Source organism: Gilvimarinus sp. 2_MG-2023 (assembly GCF_030547685.1).
GTDB lineage: Bacteria > Pseudomonadota > Gammaproteobacteria > Pseudomonadales > Cellvibrionaceae > Gilvimarinus.
The window spans coordinates 63595-81399 of the sequence record NZ_JAUOQM010000021.1; the positions used below are offsets into that span (position 1 = coordinate 63595).

At 51.4% G+C, this 17805-nt stretch carries 14 protein-coding genes (1 of these 14 only partly in view); 6 read left to right on the forward strand and 8 right to left on the reverse strand.

Annotated elements, in window-relative coordinates; genetic code table 11:
• Positions 1-32 precede the first annotated feature (32 nt).
• Both Q4526_RS04795 and Q4526_RS04800 read right to left on the reverse strand, forming a co-directional pair.
• Positions 33-683, reverse strand: coding sequence for a ChrR family anti-sigma-E factor (locus tag Q4526_RS04795; RefSeq protein ID WP_215975764.1), 651 nt, complete (start codon positions 681-683; stop codon positions 33-35).
• Positions 680-1270: a sigma-70 family RNA polymerase sigma factor gene (locus Q4526_RS04800; protein ID WP_303609537.1), complete on the reverse strand. Its 591-nt coding sequence runs from the start codon at positions 1268-1270 to the stop codon at positions 680-682. The genes Q4526_RS04795 and Q4526_RS04800 overlap by 4 nt, the downstream gene beginning before the upstream one ends.
• A 450-nt stretch (positions 1271-1720) precedes the next feature.
• On the opposite strand from Q4526_RS04800, the gene Q4526_RS04805 reads away from it, so the two are divergent.
• Positions 1721-4090 (forward strand): DUF1631 family protein, encoded by a 2370-nt coding sequence (locus tag Q4526_RS04805; RefSeq protein ID WP_215975765.1) that lies wholly within the window; start codon positions 1721-1723, stop codon positions 4088-4090.
• A gap of 7 nt (positions 4091-4097) precedes the next feature.
• Positions 4098-4445, forward strand: a complete 348-nt coding sequence (locus Q4526_RS04810) for a PilZ domain-containing protein (protein WP_215975766.1) — start codon at positions 4098-4100, stop codon at positions 4443-4445.
• Between the two features lie 22 nt (positions 4446-4467).
• Here Q4526_RS04810 and hemL read toward each other — a convergent pair whose 3' ends face one another.
• The 3 genes from hemL to hemJ all read right to left on the reverse strand — a co-directional run bounded on the left by hemL (position 4468) and on the right by hemJ (position 6903).
• Positions 4468-5751, reverse strand: a complete 1284-nt coding sequence (gene hemL / locus Q4526_RS04815) for a glutamate-1-semialdehyde 2,1-aminomutase (RefSeq protein WP_215975767.1) — start codon at positions 5749-5751, stop codon at positions 4468-4470.
• Between the two features lie 10 nt (positions 5752-5761).
• Entirely contained in the window at positions 5762-6403 is a 642-nt protein-coding gene (thiE, locus tag Q4526_RS04820) for a thiamine phosphate synthase (RefSeq protein ID WP_215975768.1), read from the reverse strand.
• A gap of 77 nt (positions 6404-6480) precedes the next feature.
• Positions 6481-6903 (reverse strand): protoporphyrinogen oxidase HemJ, encoded by a 423-nt coding sequence (gene hemJ, locus Q4526_RS04825; protein ID WP_215975769.1) that lies wholly within the window; start codon positions 6901-6903, stop codon positions 6481-6483.
• Positions 6904-7049: 146 nt separating this feature from the next.
• Between hemJ and argC the strand changes: the two genes are divergently transcribed.
• From argC to erpA, 4 genes are read left to right on the forward strand one after another with little or no spacing between them, the layout of a single operon-like run.
• Positions 7050-8096 carry an N-acetyl-gamma-glutamyl-phosphate reductase gene (gene argC / locus Q4526_RS04830; RefSeq protein WP_215975770.1) on the forward strand — a complete coding sequence of 349 codons (1047 nt, stop codon included), beginning with the start codon at positions 7050-7052 and terminating at the stop codon, positions 8094-8096.
• Between the two features lie 23 nt (positions 8097-8119).
• Positions 8120-8860: a DUF6776 family protein gene (locus tag Q4526_RS04835; RefSeq protein WP_215975771.1), complete on the forward strand. Its 741-nt coding sequence runs from the start codon at positions 8120-8122 to the stop codon at positions 8858-8860.
• Positions 8861-8882: 22 nt separating this feature from the next.
• Positions 8883-9284: a polymer-forming cytoskeletal protein gene (locus tag Q4526_RS04840; RefSeq protein WP_215975772.1), complete on the forward strand. Its 402-nt coding sequence runs from the start codon at positions 8883-8885 to the stop codon at positions 9282-9284.
• A gap of 59 nt (positions 9285-9343) precedes the next feature.
• Positions 9344-9697 (forward strand): iron-sulfur cluster insertion protein ErpA, encoded by a 354-nt coding sequence (erpA, locus tag Q4526_RS04845; protein ID WP_215975773.1) that lies wholly within the window; start codon positions 9344-9346, stop codon positions 9695-9697.
• 82 nt (positions 9698-9779) lie between these two features.
• Here the strand turns inward: erpA and Q4526_RS04850 are convergent, their stop codons facing one another.
• From Q4526_RS04850 to Q4526_RS04860, 3 genes are all read right to left on the reverse strand, one after another.
• Complete coding sequence (locus Q4526_RS04850) at positions 9780-15062, reverse strand: autotransporter-associated beta strand repeat-containing protein (protein ID WP_215975774.1); 5283 nt, start codon at positions 15060-15062, stop codon at positions 9780-9782.
• A 371-nt stretch (positions 15063-15433) separates the two neighbouring features.
• The gene (locus Q4526_RS04855; RefSeq protein WP_215975775.1) at positions 15434-16546 is read right to left on the reverse strand and encodes an anhydro-N-acetylmuramic acid kinase; all 1113 of its coding nucleotides are present in this window, start codon (positions 16544-16546) and stop codon (positions 15434-15436) included.
• 2 nt (positions 16547-16548) lie between these two features.
• Positions 16549-17805 carry the 3' portion of a peptidoglycan DD-metalloendopeptidase family protein gene (locus Q4526_RS04860; protein ID WP_303609538.1) on the reverse strand. 171 nt of this gene lie beyond the right edge of the window, so the window shows 1257 of its 1428 coding nt (coding positions 172-1428); the start codon falls outside the window, past its right edge — the gene reads right to left on this strand; it ends in the stop codon at positions 16549-16551.

Consider the following 17805-nt stretch of genomic DNA (forward strand, 5'->3'; position numbering starts at 1 on the left):
GGGCCTTTTTTATTATCTGTTGTTTGAGCTGATTATTTCCAGTTAAAAAACAGATTAAACCAGCGTAAGAAAGGCCCGGTAAATTTTATCGGCGCGTCTAGTACAGTGAGGCAAATACAGTCTTCATTTTGCAGCGCGGTGGGCGTGTGTTTATGACTGGCGTCGCGTGCAATAAAATCTCCTGCGTGATACACCCCTAGCTCATCAGAAAAACCGCCATTGAGTATTACGGTCAACTCTTGACCTTTATGGGTGTGCTCAGGCACTCGGGCGCCGGCTTTAATTTTTTGCAGTGCCACGCGATAGCCGCTCACGCCTAAAACTGAGCTGAGGTCGTATTCGGCAATTTCTTTCGTTTGTTGACGCCAGTTGATATCAGTAAGACGCTCGGGTAAAAATTGGGCCAAAGGGTGTTGTCTCGATCCCTCCATTTTGGTGGGTTCGGCGGTGTTAGTGGGGTTTTCGTCAAGGTCCGCCATAAACTGATCAAAGTCTTGAACGCTGATGTTTTGCGGCGTTGACTGCTCTAGTACCACCCCGCCTAGCGTATTGAGTTGTGCCGCTCGGCTGCGGCAGCTTTCGCACAAAAACAAATGCACGGCGATAGCCAGAGATTGTGCCATTGGCAAAGTTCCGGCGGTGTAGTCGAGCATTGTGATGTCATCTGGGTGGTGGTTGCTCATAATTCTTTAGCCTCCAGCATCACTTTCAGTTTTTTCATAGATAATCGCAATCGCCCTTTGAGTGTTCCCAGTGGGACGTTAAGTTCTTGTGCAACTTCCTGGTGAGTTTTCCCTTCGTAATAAACCTTGCGTACCGCTATTAACTGTTCCTCGGGAAGTTGTGACATGCTCTGGCGTAGATGTTTTTCCGCAGCAAGTGCTTGAATGGAGTGCACGGTCGTGTCATTTTCTGTGGGTATCTGCCACAGTTCTTCGGTTTCGACATTGATCTCAGCTTTTAGTCGCCCTAGCTTTCGAAGTATGTCGATCCGCTGATTGCGGGTAATGGTGAAAATCCAAGTAGATGGAGAAGCTAAAGTATCCACATACTTATCGGCACTGCGCCATACGCTTATCATTACCTCTTGAACAAGCTCGTCGGCCTGCTGACTAATACCTTGATTTAACGCATAGGCTTTAATTCTTGGAGCAAAATATTGGTAAATTTCCCGAAACGCTGAGCGGTCGCGATTTACTGCCACGAGTTTGAGCAGATGAGCCCATTTTTTGGCCTCATCTGAGCCCATTCCAGTTTTCACCGATTCCATGGGTGTGACCTTTGCTGTCGTCTGATGTTGGGCCACTTGTTACCTCTGATGTTAAATCACTGTGAAGTAATCTACGTTTTGGGCGTGGCCTTAGATCACAAGCTTAGCACGTTGAAGGTGTGCGATCGTTGTTGTAGGACTGTGCCGGCACAATTTATATGAATTATAGGGGTATTTGGTTGATGATTGAGTGATTTCGACGAAGTTACAGACTCACTTTAGTCGAATTGTTGGTCCGCAGTCTGCGAATTGGGCGTGTAAAGTCTTGCTAATTGGCTATTGACTCAGAATATAGAGCAGGGAAGGCCGTGGTCAGGGCTTGGTCGTATTTTAACCAGTTAAAAGTGTGCGCCAGTTGGCATTCAGGCTATAATAAGAGTTACACTGATTAGGATAGGGTCCGGGTTGAGCTCTATTGGGTGGGCCTAATAATTTTACAATGAATAAATCATGGACACTTTCAGCGAACAGGGGATGAACAAGTTGCAGGAATCAGGTGATGCGGCGCCTTCGTATGGGTCACTTTCTCAAGCACAGACTCGGCATTGTGTAGAGGTATGCGCGGCGACTTCAGTAGAGTTTATTCAGGAGCACTTTGCCTCTTTTTGGTCAGAGTGGATAGCCTCTGTCGAAAAGCGTGAGGAAAACGCCCGCTCGAATAAGGAACAGTTGGCACTGAGTGAAATCATCAAGCGCTTAAGAAGCACTGGCCCTTCTGTAGAGCGGGGCTTGATAGATTTTTGTCGGCAAAACTTTGATGACTTTACGGCCCAGCAATTAAAAACGCCCACAGGCCAAGAGCGCTTTAGTGCTCACGCCGGATTGTCGTTGGTGGAAAATGCTGAACTTGAAGAAACTATTGCTATTACCTCCATCTGTCACCGGGCAGACTCGCAATTTGCCGAAACTCTCTGGGCCTTGCATCAACGTTTGGCTTTGCTCAATGATGGTAAGAAGCTGGATGAGCGCAGTAATCCCGCGAGCCCCATACAGTTTTGTGAAGCCTTTCGGAAATCTATCGCCGAATACAAGCTTGAAACTCGAGTTAAAGTTATTGGCTATAAGCACTTTGAGTCTTCGTTCGTAAAGCTCTTGGGAGGTCTATATCAAGAGCTTAATAACCGACTGGCTGAGGCCGGTGTCTTACCCAACCTCCGCTTCACCGCGGGACCGGCGCAGGGTGAAGGGCGGCCGGCGGCAGGGCCGGAGAGTGGATCGTCACTTGCGAGCGAGGAAGCACAACCCCCACAGCGAAGAGCAACCGATCGCGAGCCTGAACCTAGACGTCGGGCTACTGATCAAGCCCCGCAAGCGAGTGAGAAGGGGCCGGAGGAGTATCAGCAAGGGTTAGTCAGTGCGATACGACTTTTACAGACGCACCTAGGGGGCGCTTTAACCTCAATGCCCGCAGGTAGTGGATTTGGTGCCGCTGCTCCGTCATCAGGTGCAGGGCAGGCACCGCCCGTCGTTCAGGATGGTGCCACAGGTGCAGTTTCGGCGCAGGTTATGGGTGTCGTGCAACAGGCACAGGCTCAGCAAGTCGCGCAGGTGCAGTCGTTTATGAATGCGCCTATGGGGCAAGTGCAGCCACTGGCGGTGAATTCCGTTTCCAGCGAGTTGGCGGATGCTCTCGCAAAAACCGATTCCGATGCCGATGATATGCACACCATTGAGTTGGTGGGTTTATTATTTGAATACATCTTATCCGAAGATCAGCTGCCCGACTCGGTTAAAGCTCTGTTGAGTTATCTACACACCCCAGTGTTGAAGTTGGCATTTATTGATACAGAGTTCTTTGAAAATGTCGATCACCCCGCCCGTTTATTGCTTAACCAAATGGCAGAGGCCGGTGCGCGCTGGGTAGGTAATGACGATACAGATCAGTACGACATGTACGAGAAGATTAAAACGGTAGTGTTCAATGTTCTGAAAAACTTTGGTAATGATGCTAAGGTTTTTGCTGAGGCTTTAATTGAATTTAGCGGTTATACGCGCAACATATCCCGTCGCCAAGATTTAATGGAAAAGCGTGCATTGGAAAAAGCACGCGGTGAAGAAAAGCTGCGTGAAGCAAAAATTTTAGTGAATGATGAGGTGTCAAAGCTCATCGATGGCAAAGACTTGCCTTCCCCAGTACTTTTACTGATGTTGCTGCCTTGGTCCGACTATCTTTCCTTTGTTATTTTACGTTATGGGACCGAATCAGAGAACTTTACCAACGCCCTGCGGGTGGCTCGCGACCTAATTTGGAGTGTTGAGCCCAAGTTATTGGAGACCGATAAGGTTAAGCAGTTGGAAATTCAAGACGGATTAATGAAAACGGTGCAGTCCGGCTTTGAAACCATTGGCTACGAACAGGATAAGGCTCGCAAGCTGATTGATGCGATCCGCTCATTGCAAAAACTCGCCCTAAAAAGTCAAAAAGCCGAGCCCGCTCCTAAGCCAATGCGCGATAAGTTGGAAAGTATGGCCGCTGAAAAAGCAGGCCGTATAGAGCCTGCCCAAGGTGTGGCGACCGAAGAGGAGTCACAGCTGGTGGAAAAATTAAAGCTCATTGAATTTGGCACTTGGCTCGAAGACGATGACGGCAAGCGTATGAAGGTGGCTTGGTACAACCATAAGACCAATCATTATATGTTGGTTGATCAGCAGGGAAAAAAGGTATCCATGACCTCCGCCCTGCAAATGGCTCGGGCAATGATTGCAGGTAAGTTACGCGTGATTGCCGGTAGTGCCAAGCCGTTCTTTGAGCGTGCGCTGGAAAATATTTACCACAGCCTGAATGCTAAAGCATCCGGTGAGCTGCTTAATCAGGAGTAAATACGAGATGGTTAGCCTCATTGATCACGAAGGCCGTAAAATCGAAAGGCAAGGGGTCAGTCAGAGTATTGATGTGTACGATAATATTCACGATGTCTATCTTGGGCGGGTAGTGAATATTCACAGCGATGGATTGATGATGATGGGCGATCAGCCTTTTCAGGAGGATTGCCTGTACCGGCTCGATCTACATTTGAGTGCCCCTGTTAATGGCCGCAACAGTGTGCAGCTAGGGGTTGATTGTTTATGGGTGCGCAACGCCGAAGACAACGGCAAGCATTGGGCGGGGTTCAGCATTATTGATGCCTCCCCCCAGGCGATGGAAGACATCACCTCTCTTGCCGAGCTGCATTAATACGAGGCTCGCTAAGAGCCAATTATGCCAGCTGAGCAAACACCTTTTGTGCGCAAGCAATGGTGTGTTCGATATCTTCATCCGTGTGAGCTTGTGACATAAAGCCTGCCTCGTAAGACGCGGGTGCCAAATATACCCCGGCATCTAACATACCGTGAAAAAATCGATTAAAGCGCTCAGTGTCGCAAGCCATGACTTGTTGGTAATTTGTGACCTGACTCTCTTCGGTAAAAAACCCACCGAACATACTACCCACGTGGTTAGTGGTAAAAGCGATGCCCGCGCTATCGGCAGCAGCTTGCAAACCCTCCACCAATTTTTGGGTTTTGCGGCACAGTTCTGGGTAAAAGTTGTCAGCATCCAGTAATTGTAAAGTGGCGATGCCAGCCGCCATGGCCACCGGGTTGCCCGATAGAGTACCGGCTTGATAGACCGGCCCGGCGGGGGCGATCTTTTGCATAATATCAGAGCGCCCACCAAACGCGCCCACTGGCATGCCGCCGCCCACAACCTTGCCTAGGGTGGTCAGGTCGGGTTGAACATGGTAGTGCCCTTGCGCGCCCGTGGCGCTTACACGAAAACCTGTCATTACTTCATCAAAAATTAACACGCTGGCGTATTGGTCACAGACATCTCTTAGAGTTTGTAAAAAACCGGGTACGGGAGGAATGCAATTCATATTGCCAGCTACGGGCTCAACAATAATGCAGGCGACCTTGTCGCCGTGCTGAGCAAAAAATTCCCGCACCTGTGCGCTATCATTGTAATTAAGAGTAACGGTGTGGTCGGCCAAAACCTTGGGGACCCCTGGCGAGCTGGGTACCCCTAAGGTAAGGGCGCCGGAGCCGGCTTTCACCAGTAGCGAGTCCGAGTGGCCGTGATAACAGCCTTCAAACTTTACAATGGTGTCGCGGCCGGTGTGGGCGCGGGCCAGGCGAATGGCACTCATGGTCGCCTCAGTGCCGGAGTTTACGAAGCGCACTAAATCCATACCGGGCATGCGCTGGCACACCATTTCAGCCAAGTGAGTTTCCCGCTCGGTGGGTGCGCCAAAAGTAAGCCCGGATTGGATCGCATCCAGCACGGCGGCGATCACCTCCGGGTGGTTATGACCGAGAATCATTGGCCCCCAAGATTGTACATAGTCGATGTAATTTTTGCCGTCGACATCGGTAATGCGTGCCCCCGCGGCACTTTGTAAAAAAACAGGTGTGCCACCCACCGCTTTAAACGCGCGCACAGGGGAGTTTACCCCGCCTGGTATAAACTGCGCAGCTTGGGCAAATAACTGATCGGATCGGCTCATGATGTCCTCGTTATAAATCGGCCTGTGCGCACTTAAAAGCGTTGGCATAGGCTTTGGGGTCAATGTGATGGCAAATCTCGTGGCATATAGCCACATAGTTCGCACCGGATTGGATTAACTGCTCGGCATTGTGCGCTGTGACACCACCAATGGCCACTATACAGATATTCGGCCAGCGTTGACGGGCATCGCGCAGTAATTGCTGAGGCGCCGGTGGTGCCTCGGGCTTGGTGCGCGAAGGGAAAAAGCGACCAAAGGCAATATAGTCAGCACCCTGATTCAAGGCGTGCTCCGCTAAAGCAAGCTCAGCATGACAAGTAATACCAATAATGGCTTTCTCGCCCAGCCTTTGTCGGGCGTGCGTAATACTGGTATCACCTTGCCCGAGATGAACACCATCGGCGCTTACGGCTCGGGCCAGTTCGATGTCATCGTTAATAATAAGCTTGGCGTTCGATTGTTGACATAGGGCGAATAATTGGCGCGCTTCGCTAAGGCGCCGGGATTGATCCCGAGACTTATCCCGATACTGCACTATAGTACAGCCACCTGCTAAGGCTTGCGCAATACGATTATAAAGAGTATCCCAAGGTAGGTGAGCGCAGTCGGTAATGGTATAGAGGTGGTTATTGGACAAAAGTGATATCGACATAGCGGCTATTTTAGCAAGCGTTAATCCGGTTGCGAAGTAATAACCCCGGCGTGAGGCATTATTGTGCCCAGCTGGGGTTAAAAAGGTTTTACTACCGCTAAAATAACGATAGCAACGAGAGCAAAAACCGGCAGCTCATTAAAAATACGATAAAAGCGATCGGTGTGAGGATTGTCGTCGCGCGCAAAGCGTTTTAAATATGCCCCGCACAGATGGTGATAACCGATCAGAAGGGCCACGAGTCCCATTTTTAGCCAAAACCAATAAGTGGTCTTGAGGTACTCCCACTGAAAATGCACCAGCCCCAAGCCAAACACCAAGGTGGCAATCATGGCCGGGGTCGCGATACCGCGGTAAAGTTTGCGCTCCATGACTTTAAAGCGCTCGCTGCCTACATCATCGCGACACATCGCATGATAGACAAACAGTCTCGGTAGGTAAAAAAGCGCGGCGAACCAGCAGATCACAGAGATGATGTGCAGGGCTTTTATCCACAGCATAAAAACAATCCTCGATAATTCAGCGCTCTATTATGCCATCGCCACTGTGTGGCGCACAGCGACTGGCAATTTTTCGGCTGCACTCTTATGATAGGCTTCTTTATTGGCGCTGCTCTAATGGCGCAAACCAACGAGAGGTTGCTATCGTGATTAATGTGGGGATTGTCGGGGGAACCGGTTATACCGGGGTCGAGCTGTTGCGTTTACTGTGCAAGCATTCACAGGTACAGGTGAGCGTGATTACGTCCCGCGCCGAGGCAGGTTTGCCGGTCAGTGATCTCTACCCTAACCTGCGTGGCCATGTTGACCTTTGCTTCACCGAACCGGATGTGGAGGTGTTAGGACGCTGCGATGTGGTGTTTTTTGCCACCCCACATGGCGTTGCGCAAAATTTAATGCCAGCCTTGATGGCGACCGGTACCCGAGTGGTTGACCTGTCGGCCGATTTTCGTATCCGCGACGCTGAACTGTGGGCGCATTGGTACAATCAGGCCCACGGCTGTCCGGAATTAATTGATCAGGCGGTTTATGGCTTACCAGAGAATAATCGCGACGCTATTAAGCAGGCTAAATTGGTGGCTTGCCCAGGTTGCTACCCTACTGCGGCACAACTGGGCTTATTGCCCCTGTTGGAAAATCAACTGGTGGATCCCAACGGACTGATTATAAGTGCAGCCAGTGGTACCACCGGTGCAGGTCGTCAGGCCAAAGTGGGTATGTTGCTGGCTGAGAACAGCGGCAGTTTTAAAGCGTATGGCGTTGCCGGTCACCGCCATTTGCCTGAAATCGAACAAGCCCTGCACGACGCTCAGCCTGCGGGTGCAACACCCCCCGAGGTGACATTTGTGCCTCACTTGTTGCCTATGGTACGCGGTATTCATGCCACCTCCTACGCTCGTGCTTTAGCGCCTGAGTCCCTACCTGATCTACAGAGTTTGTTTGAGCAACGCTACGCGGATGAGCCATTTGTCGATGTTTTACCCGAAGGCGTAGTACCTGAAACTCGCTCGGTCAAGGGCTCGAATATGTGCCGCATTTCCGTGTGCCAGCCGCAAGGGCGAGATACCATAGTGGTGTTGTCGGTTATCGACAACCTCACCAAAGGCGCTGCGGGGCAAGCCATTCAGAATATGAATATTATGTTTGGCTTTGAGGAAACCGCAGGCTTAGATGTAGTGGCGCTGCTTCCCTAATAACCAGTGATAAACGGAACAATATGAGCGCAGTTAAAGGCAGTAAACAGCACCCGCTACGCGTAGTGCCACACCGTCCGGTCAGGCGTTTTTTGATGTTTGTACTAACGCTTTTGGTGATAGCAGCCTGTGTGGCAGGCGCTTATTGGGGCGGCTATTGGCAAGGTATGGGTACGCAAGCAGGCGCTCTTAAACAGGTATCTATCCTGCGCGATCAATTGCAAGCCTCTGAGCAAGAATCCGCAGATTTGCGCCAACAAGTGGCCAATTTATCGCTAGCATCCGAGGTAGATCAATACGCCAGCGAAGAGGTGCGCAATGAAATCGTCTCCTTGCGCCAAGAAGTTGCAAATCTGGAAACCGACATCTCATTTTATCGCGGTCTAATGGCGCCCAGTGAGGCCAACAGTGGCTTGACGATTGGAGAGGTGAATATTGTTGAATCGGCGGTGCCTGGGCGTTATACGTTTAAAATCGTTATGCAGCAATTGGCTACCAACCATCAAGTGCTTAATGGTGAGCTGCGAGTGGATGTCGTGGGGCGGCGCGATGGCGTGATTACACGGGTACCGCTTTACCAGTTGGCAGACTCGATTGAAGAGGAAGACATAAAATTACGGTTTAAATATTTCCAAAATATTGAGGGTGAGTTGACCTTGCCCGAAGGGTTTGAAGTACAAAAGCTTGAGCTGTCGGCTGAGTCATCTGGCCGCAACAGCGTCAAGGTTCACAAGAGCTACGGTTGGCTCGTCGAAGATCGATAATAAGTGCGGGAGCATAAGCATAATGGCGTTTAGCAATAGTCACACCTTAATTTCCAAAGGAACCAGTATCGTCGGCGATATTCATTTTAGTGGGGATCTGCAAGTTGAAGGCACGGTTAAAGGCAATATTATTGTCGAGGGCGGTGCTGATGCCAAATTAGTTGTGGCGGCCAAGGGCACCGTTGAGGGCGAAATCCGTGTTCCAATGGTCGTTATCAATGGCAAAGTGATTGGCAATGTGTATTCCGGTAAGCATGTGGAGCTGGCTGCCAAGGCTGTGGTAGAAGGAAACGTCCACTATCAATTGATTGAAATGGTGAAAGGCGCGCAGGTTAATGGCGCTTTGGTTTACGGTGAGCCGCCCCAGGCAAATAAAGGTACCGGTAAGTCTGCGGATAAGAATCAGCAGGTTGATGCGAAATAGTTGACTGTTTTACTCTGGTATTGGGATAATGTGCGGTCAGCCAGTATCGGAGTTTGTCTATGTCTACCCCAGAAGTTTTTACCCCAGAGCCAATATACGTCAGCGCCCAAGCTGTGGCCAAGGTAAAAAGCCTGATTGAGGAAGAGGGTAACGATGAGCTCAAGCTGCGTGTTTATGTAACAGGCGGCGGCTGCTCAGGCTTTCAATACGGCTTCACCTTCGATGATACCACCGCTGAAGACGACACCGTGGTAGAAAAAGACGGCGTTAAAGTCGTGGTAGATGCCATGAGCTACCCTTATTTGGTCGGCGCAAATGTTGACTACAGTGAAGGGCTGCAAGGGGCCAAATTTGTTGTGACCAACCCCAATGCGGCCACTACTTGCGGCTGCGGCGCCTCTTTTTCTGTTTAAGGCTGATTGGCGATATAGATCGCCAAACCCGTAAATTGACCGCTCAACGTTTAGCCTCTACAGAGTAGACTCTCTCTTAAGGTTATCTTTTCTCTCGCGGGAACAACCTCATTCCTGTCAAGGAAAGTAACAGTGCTAACAAACCTAATCCAGGTAGCCCAAAAGTTGGTAATGCATGTGGAGTGCTTGTAACTTCGTTTGTAACCACCAAATTTATCTCCCCTGGGTTGGTGGTATCAAGCGCGGCATTAAAGTCTGAGGGTTGTGAGCTAATATCCAGGCCATTGTCGACGAAAGTACCCGTGTAGGTAATTAATCGATAGGTGCCTGCGCCATACCCACCCCAGTCGATAATTTCTAGGGTTCCGTCCAGCGTCAAGTTGCCACTCACCACTATCAAGTCACTGTCCACTCCGGCGGTGCCGGCGGGACTGCTCAGTTCAAACTCCAGAATAGAGGCGTTATTTAGTAGTAGTTCACCCACAGTGAGGGTGCCGGGGGAATTGCCAGCTGCAATAGTGGCGTTGTCGTCTACCCTGACTGAGCCTGTAATAGTGCCATCGCCACTGAGTCTACTGCCGCTGACTAGCGTCACACTGCCTGTTCCGGTGGCACTACCTGTAAGATTATTAATCAGAAGAGCGCCACTGTTGACAGTAGTGTCACCGGTATAAGTACTGGCCCCATTTAGTGCCAATGTTTCACTTCCGTTTTTGGTCAGGGAGGTAGTATTAGCCTGCCCCCCTTGGATCGAGCCACTAAAATTACCGCTAGAGACCGCTATTGCGCTGCCATTCCCGTGAAGATCAATGAGGGCCATACCGTTGCCATCGTCACTTATGGTACTTACTGTTTCAGTGGCGGCTGCCCCGACGCCAACTTGTAACTGTGCATTGCCTGTAAAGGTGAGGTTCGATGTGTCAGCAATCTGCTCGTCGTTGGCCACCACCACTATCGACTCCTGTTGAATGGCGACATCCCCTGCGATGGCAGTAACGTTAGCGCTTTTGGACAGTTGTAACGACACGTTGGACTTCACAACCGTGTTGCCGGTGTAGGTATTTGCTTGGGTTCCATCCATGGCGAAAAATACCACGTTACCTCCGGGGGCCAATCCTTTATCGGACAGGACTAGGCCGCCGCTGGAAATAACACCGCCCAAAGTAACCTGGCCGAAGTCGAATGCATTAAAGTCCGATGTATTGGTGATCGTACGGTCGCCTCCTTGCAAGTTTATGTTGCTGTCCAGCTCAAAAGCTGAGGTGTTGACGATGGTGCCATGCGGAAAGAGGCTGAAGTCGCCGTTCGCGGCGATATCGTTGTGGATGCGGCGAGGATCGCCGTCGGTGGCCAGTGTTGTGCCATCGCCTATGGTCAATAGCCCGGTGCCAAGTGCGTCATCGTTGCCGATGACGAGAGTGCCGGCATTAATGTGAGTGCCGCCATTATAGGTGTTACTGCGGATCAGGCTCAGTGTGCCAGCGCCTGTTTTGGTTAAACGGCCATCTCCGCTAACGGTAAGGTTGATGGCGGCACCTGTGTCGCTGTCAACACGAATTTCGGCCCCATTGTTAGCCAGCATCAAGCCGCCATTAGCGTTGGCGTCTTGTATTCGATAGCCATCGGTGGCGAACTGCAGGCCACTCACTGTATGTGTGCCGTCTACTTCGACCGTGCCTGTTGCGCCGCCAAAAACGGCTACTAGAGATCCCCAGGTAGAGTTCACATCGCCGGATTGATTGGTCCAGTTGCTGGCGGAAGAGCTCCAGGTTCCATTGCCCCCGGCAACAGTGTTATCAGCGATAGTGTTGTTACCATCCCAAAACTGCAGGCCTGCGAAACCAGCCACCAGTGAGATAACACCTGGTGTGGAGGTGTCAATGCGGTAGCTGTAACCAGTCAATAACCCAGCGCCAAATTCCATGGCATTATCAACCAGTGTGCCTGCGTAGTTGAACAGTCTGTAGGTGCCGCTGTCGCCGAGGTCCGAGGCGAAGTCAAACCCGCCGAGGTCGGTGATGTTGAGAATGCCGTCTAGGGTTAGGTCGCCGGTAACCGTAATCAAGTCGTTATCAATACCCGCGGTGCCACTGGGCGCGTCCAATTCAAAGTCGAGAACTGAGGCGTTATTCAATAACAGCTCGCCTAGTGTGAGGTTTCCCGGCGAGTTGCCCGCGGCAAGATGGCCGCCACTGGCGATGATGACGTCACCGGCAATATGACCACTGCCGGTCAGGCTGGCACCGCCGGCAATGCTGACACTGCTGTTGCCGGTGGCACTGCCTGTTACATTATTGACGTTGAGGGTACCGCCATTGACGGTAGTGTTGCCACTGTAGGTATTGTTGCCTGACAGTGTGGTGGTTCCGGAATAGAGATCGATCGAGCCATCGCCCGCGATGTTGGATGCAAAGTCGTAATTGGTGTTGGTGTGATTGAATACAATATGACTAGCGTCGGATTGTAAGGTTACCCGGACGGCCGTTAAATTCCCCGCCGCTATTGCACTGTCACTCGCAGCTGCACCAATATTGAGTGTGCCACTCGCACTGGACGTACCCAAAAACACATCGCCCTTCAGGAAATGGGTTTGAAAATTGTCGACCGTAACGTTAACACTGCCGCCATTGCTGATGGTGAGTGCTCCAGTATTCATAGTACCCACGTTGATTTCATATGCATCCCAGCGCGACCCAGCACCATCGACCGTCATATGACTGGTGCCACCCGCGTCGGCAATAATGCCAGTCCGGCTCTTAACGCTGCCACCATTGTTCAGGGTTACGGCACCGTTATCGATAGTAAAGGTTTGCACGTCGCTACTACCGGTCAGATTAAGAGTGCCGATATTTCTTTTGATCAGGTTGCCGTAACCGTTACCAGCAACGTTTCCGGCAAAAGAGATGTTGTCTGATCGGTTGAATGCCAGCGTTGCGCCGCTCGCAATGGAGACATTGCCCGCGAGACTGCCGCTGGTACCGCCATTGCCCACATTCAGCTGGCCATTGCTGATGGTTGTTCCCCCCTCGTGGGTAAGATTTCCCGTTACGGTGAGAGTTTGCAGATTGTTGTTGAGTGTTATGGATCCGCTGCCATTGATGTTCCCCGTATGGGTGTGCGAGGTACTGCGGCTAAAATCCAATGAGCCGTTATTGATAATATTGCCGGCAATACTGCCTCGTGAACCTGGCGCTCCAATGATAAGTTTGCCGCCATGAATGGTGGTGTCGCCCGTATAAGTCTGAAATTCAGTGAATCTGGTGGTGCCCGCGTAAAGATCAACCGAGCCGCCACCCGACACGCTTTCGCTGAAGGTAATGTTGTTGGTGTGATTGAAAATCAGTTTGCCTGAGCCGCTGCCAAATTGCATTGAACCTGCTGACAGTGTGCCGGCGGCGATGGGGGATTCGCCCACGGCGGCCCCAATGTTCAGGACCCCGTTACTGCCAGCATTGAGACCAATGGTCACTTGACCGCTAACATTCGCACGGCCACCATTGGTTAAATTCAGACTACCTTGGCCGTTGCTGCCAATTACCAACGAATTGCTGTTGAGGCGAGAACCTGCGCCATCTACATTGACGACGCCCGTGACTGCAGCGTCTGCACCTATTAGGCCGCCAACGGCTGCTACCACACCGCTGTCAGTAATTGTTAATTCACCGCTACTTTCATTGCCAACAAAGAGGTCGCCGAGGTTGTTCCAGGTCGATCCCTCGCCGCTGACAGTGGCGCTACCGGTGCTGCCAGCTTTATCGCCGATAACTGCCAGAGTGTTGATTGTTGTGCCAGCGTCATTGATGCTCAGATTGCCGGTGCCAAAGTGGCCAACAATAAGGTTAGCGTCAATGCTCCAGATGGCATTGACGCCGGATACATTGACATTGCCGTCGCTGTTCGCGACATCTCCAATAGAACCGTTAGCGCTGTTCAGAGTTGAGTCGTTAATCTCGTCCACTTTGCTGCCACGGGTAACCGTAAGAGTACCGGCGTTTACATTGACGTCGCCCGTGTTGTTGACCCGAGCCGTCAGTGCGAGTCTGTTGTCCCCACCTTTAACGAGAGTGCCAACCCCACTTAAGCTGTGTTCATAAGTCCGGTTGTGGGGGTGATGAAAGGTCAGTGTCCCGTTATTGGTAATATCGCCGTCAATCCACCCTGTGCCACTACCATTACCAATCGACAGCTCGGCCTTATTGTGGATAATAATGTCACCCAAAAAATCCATCGGATTACCAAAAACATCACTGCCACGTGACAAGACGTTCCCGGTAAGAGTGGTGGTGCCAGCAAAAAAATCAATTCTGGGCAGAGGCAGGAGTCTGTGATCAATGATGATATCGGGCCCGAATTCAAAATTGCTACTGCTGTGATTAAAGACGAGGCTGTTTGTCCCTTGGCCAAAAACGATGCTCTCAGTATTAACGCTGCCTGGCCTCACTGGCGTTCCGCCCGCGGCTGCACCAATGTTAAGAGAGTTGACGGTATTGGCGGCGTCGGGATCAAGCGCGCCTGCGCCATAAAAATCTAGGTCATGTTGAGAAATGTCGGAAAGATCTCGCCCGATTTTGACGTCGTAGTTTGTCTCGGTGGAGACTCTCGCCTCCCTGCTGACGGTGAGCGTGCCATCACCCAATGAGCCAACCTCAATGCCCATTGTTTTCCAGTGCGACGTTGTGCCGTCAAAAGGGTCTGAGCCATCGACAATAACGGTTCCGCTCTGGTTGGCCAGGTTGCCGAGTGTGTTTATTTTGGAGTCGACCACCCCCCCGTTCCTGATTGATAAAGTCATGCCGCCGTTGGAGTTGATGTTTGTTTCATTTTGATTCAGCTTCAACTCAGATCCGCTGTATTGTACCGAAATAGTGTTTTCGCCAAGGGCATTTAACATGCTCGGTATATTGGCAACACCGCCGTGACGCACAATAAGATTACCGCTGTTCAGCTCTAAACGATCCAATATCCGCAATGTCGTTGGGGTGCCTAGAAGGGCGGTGGCGGTACCGTCGATGATAACGCTGGAGTTATTGTTGATCTGGAGCTCATAGGCAAACGGATTTTCAGATGTAATAATGGCACTGCCGCCATTATTGATAACGGCAAATGTGGTTGCGTCAGGAACAGCCCCGTCACTCCAGAAACTTGTGTCAGACCAACTCCCGCTTGCTGGGTGTAGCCACGTGCCCGCGGAGGCTGAATTAACAATAAGTAGCCCAAGTAGGGTGGTGGTCAATCGTGGGCGGCAGGGCGAGAGAGGTGTTTTGCGCGTCGCTCTGCGAGCCTTGACTTTGGTTTTCGCCAGTTCACCTACGACCACCCATTGCCCACGGATAGCGTTCCAGATAACGTGGTGATATCGATTCATGCCCGTTCCTTTTAATAGTGATGTATGAACGGGACTACAGCGCCGTTGCCGCCAAATGATACTTAAGGCGCAACACTGCCACTATCCACTTTCCGCAAAATGAGATGTGATTAAGCTATTGGTGTGTCGTTACTTGTAGGGCCAGAGAGGTGACATTGCTTTGGAATATTCGTCAAAGAGATGCTTATTAGGGAAAGCGCCACCCCAGCGCTATGTACAGTTTTACAGGTTTTGTTTAGTCGAAGCTGGTATCTAGAGCCTGTAAACGATACTGGAAAATGCGCTTGTGGGGGTTTCAGGTAAAAAATGGCATGTTAATTAAACTGAAAAACAATCTTAAGAATTTCTCAGGATTCGCACGTATGGAGATTTTACGCAGGGTAAATTCCGCCCAGCACAACCGCTTTGCGAGCGCCGGTCACACTCGGCAGATTGCCGGGTAAACCTGCTAGAGTCTGCTGTGCCAGCCAGGCAAAGGTGGCTGCTTCCACCCATTCGGGGTCGATGCCTAGCGCTCGGGTGCTGGCAATCGGATGGGGCGTCAAACGAGTGACCAGACTTTCTATCAACGTGGTGTTCAATGCACCGCCACCGCAAATGTATACTTCACACCCAATCTCGCGTCGCAGATGATTTTCTATGCTACGGGCGATGCTCTCTACCGACAACGCCATTAATGTTGCCTGTACATCCTCTGGGGTCAGATCGTTAACTTCTTCCAGTTGGCAATCTAGCCATCCCAGATGAAAATCTTCACGTCCTGTGCTCTTGGGCAGCGGCAGGGCGAAATAGGGGTGTTCTAACAGGATTTCCAGCAGGGGCGTATTAATACGGCCAGTGCGGGCCCAGTCACCATTAGTGTCGTATCGTTGTTCTCGGTGGCGCCCAACCCAGGCGTCCATTAGGCAGTTGCCGGGGCCGGTATCAAAGCCCAAGGTTGGCCGGTTATGGCTCAGCCAGGTGATATTGGCGATACCGCCAATATTGACAATGGCGCGGTCGATATTGGGGGCGGCAAAAGCTGCGCGATGAAACGCTGGTACCAGCGGTGCACCCTGACCGCCCATTGCCATGTCACGGCGACGAAAGTCGGCCACGGTGGTAATACCGGTGCGTGCGGCAATAATATTAGGGTCGGCAATCTGTAGGGTGAAGGGGTGTGCTACGCTGCCTGGCGGCCGGTGACGTATAGTTTGGCCGTGGCTGCCGATGGCGGCAACCTCGCTGGCTGCGATGCCGGCGTCCTCCAGCAGCTTGAGTGCAGCTTGGGCAAACAGCTCACCCAGCTCGTTATCCATGGTGCCTGCTCGTTCAATCTCTTCGATGCCACTGGCGCATAGGGCGTGGATACGCTCACGCATCTGATGATTAAAGTCGTGGCCATGGTGAGCGAGTAGCTGAGTGCGCTCGTCATTAATATCGACCAGTGCGGCGTCTATTCCGTCGGCACTGGTACCGGACATTAGGCCAATATACAGCGCCATGATCAGTTGATAGTGCGTTCAGTAGAGTTCATGGCTAGACGAGATGCGTTATAGCGTTGCTCTAGCGAGGCTATAATCGGCTGTGTCTGGCTGACGAAGTCCTGCATCTGTGCATCGGCAATAGACTTAGCTTTAGGCAGCTTCTGCACAATGGTGCGTGGGTTGCGGTGTACGCCATCGAGCAAGAATTCATAATGCAAATGCGGGCCCGTTGAATAGCCTGTTGAGCCGACAGTGCCAATGGTTTGCTTTTGTTTCACTCGCTGCCCTTTTTTGACGTGCCGTTTGTGCAGGTGCAAATATTTGGTAACAACATTGTTGCCATGTTGGATAAACACATAATTACCGTTGGCTTTGTTGTAGCTAGAGGCAATAACTCGGCCGTCGCCAGAGGCCCAAACGGGGGTGCCGCGGTTGGCTGCGTAATCGGTGCCGCGGTGAGGCCTGGCCGTTTTAAAAATGGGGTGCAGACGGCGCGGGTTGAAATTGCCACTGATGCGGCGGAAATCCACAGGTGCCAGTAAGAAGGCCTTGCGCATACTCTGCCCCTCGGGGGTGTAGTAGTGAGCTTCGCCATTGGCGTGGGTGTAGCGAACCGCACGGAACTTGTCGCCCCGATTAGTGAACTCTGCCGCTAGAATTGCGCCGTTGCCAATCTTTTCACCATCGAGAAACTTTTCTTCATAGAGCACACTAAAATGGTCGCCCTTGCGTAAGTCGAGGGCAAAGTCGATGTCCCAGCCAAAGACGGTGGCCATTTCCATAATCAAGCTGTCGGGCATGCCGACGCCGGTTGCTGCCATATACAAAGAGCTATTAATGGTTGCCTCTTGGTATGCGTTGCGGATCTCAGGCTGTTTTATTTCTTTAATGCTGACATAGCTGTCTGCATTTTTCTCAAAATGGGTTGAATTTAAGCGGTTGGTGATATGGCTCAGCTTCTGCAGGTTGCCGCTATTATCCAGATAAAACACAATTTCGTGGCCGGGCATGATACGGGTGAGAGATTTAGCTTCTGGGCAGGAGTGAGTCAGATCGTACACATCGCGATCGGTTAATCCGGCGCGTTTGAAGATGCTAGACAGGCTGTCACCAGAGCGCACAGTGAATCGCTGCTGCTCTAAATCGGGGAGGCTGGGCTCGGCGACTTGAGTGACGGCAACCGGTTGGGTGACTACTTGCAGATTAGGCGTATTTGGCTCGATCTGAGTCGTCGGCAGTATTTCCTGGCTGGGAAGTGTTTGCAAAGGCTTCGCGTT

Coding starts and splice junctions, on each gene's coding strand:
- Q4526_RS04795 (WP_215975764.1), bottom strand. CDS start 683: ATGAGCAACCACCACCCAGATGACATCACAATGCTCGACTACACCGCC.
- Q4526_RS04800 (WP_303609537.1), bottom strand. CDS start 1,270: ATGGAATCGGTGAAAACTGGAATGGGCTCAGATGAGGCCAAAAAATGG.
- Q4526_RS04805 (WP_215975765.1), top strand. CDS start 1,721: ATGGACACTTTCAGCGAACAGGGGATGAACAAGTTGCAGGAATCAGGT.
- Q4526_RS04810 (WP_215975766.1), top strand. CDS start 4,098: ATGGTTAGCCTCATTGATCACGAAGGCCGTAAAATCGAAAGGCAAGGG.
- hemL (WP_215975767.1), bottom strand. CDS start 5,751: ATGAGCCGATCCGATCAGTTATTTGCCCAAGCTGCGCAGTTTATACCA.
- thiE (WP_215975768.1), bottom strand. CDS start 6,403: ATGTCGATATCACTTTTGTCCAATAACCACCTCTATACCATTACCGAC.
- hemJ (WP_215975769.1), bottom strand. CDS start 6,903: ATGCTGTGGATAAAAGCCCTGCACATCATCTCTGTGATCTGCTGGTTC.
- Q4526_RS04835 (WP_215975771.1), top strand. CDS start 8,120: ATGAGCGCAGTTAAAGGCAGTAAACAGCACCCGCTACGCGTAGTGCCA.
- Q4526_RS04840 (WP_215975772.1), top strand. CDS start 8,883: ATGGCGTTTAGCAATAGTCACACCTTAATTTCCAAAGGAACCAGTATC.
- erpA (WP_215975773.1), top strand. CDS start 9,344: ATGTCTACCCCAGAAGTTTTTACCCCAGAGCCAATATACGTCAGCGCC.
- Q4526_RS04850 (WP_215975774.1), bottom strand. CDS start 15,062: ATGAATCGATATCACCACGTTATCTGGAACGCTATCCGTGGGCAATGG.
- Q4526_RS04855 (WP_215975775.1), bottom strand. CDS start 16,546: ATGGCGCTGTATATTGGCCTAATGTCCGGTACCAGTGCCGACGGAATA.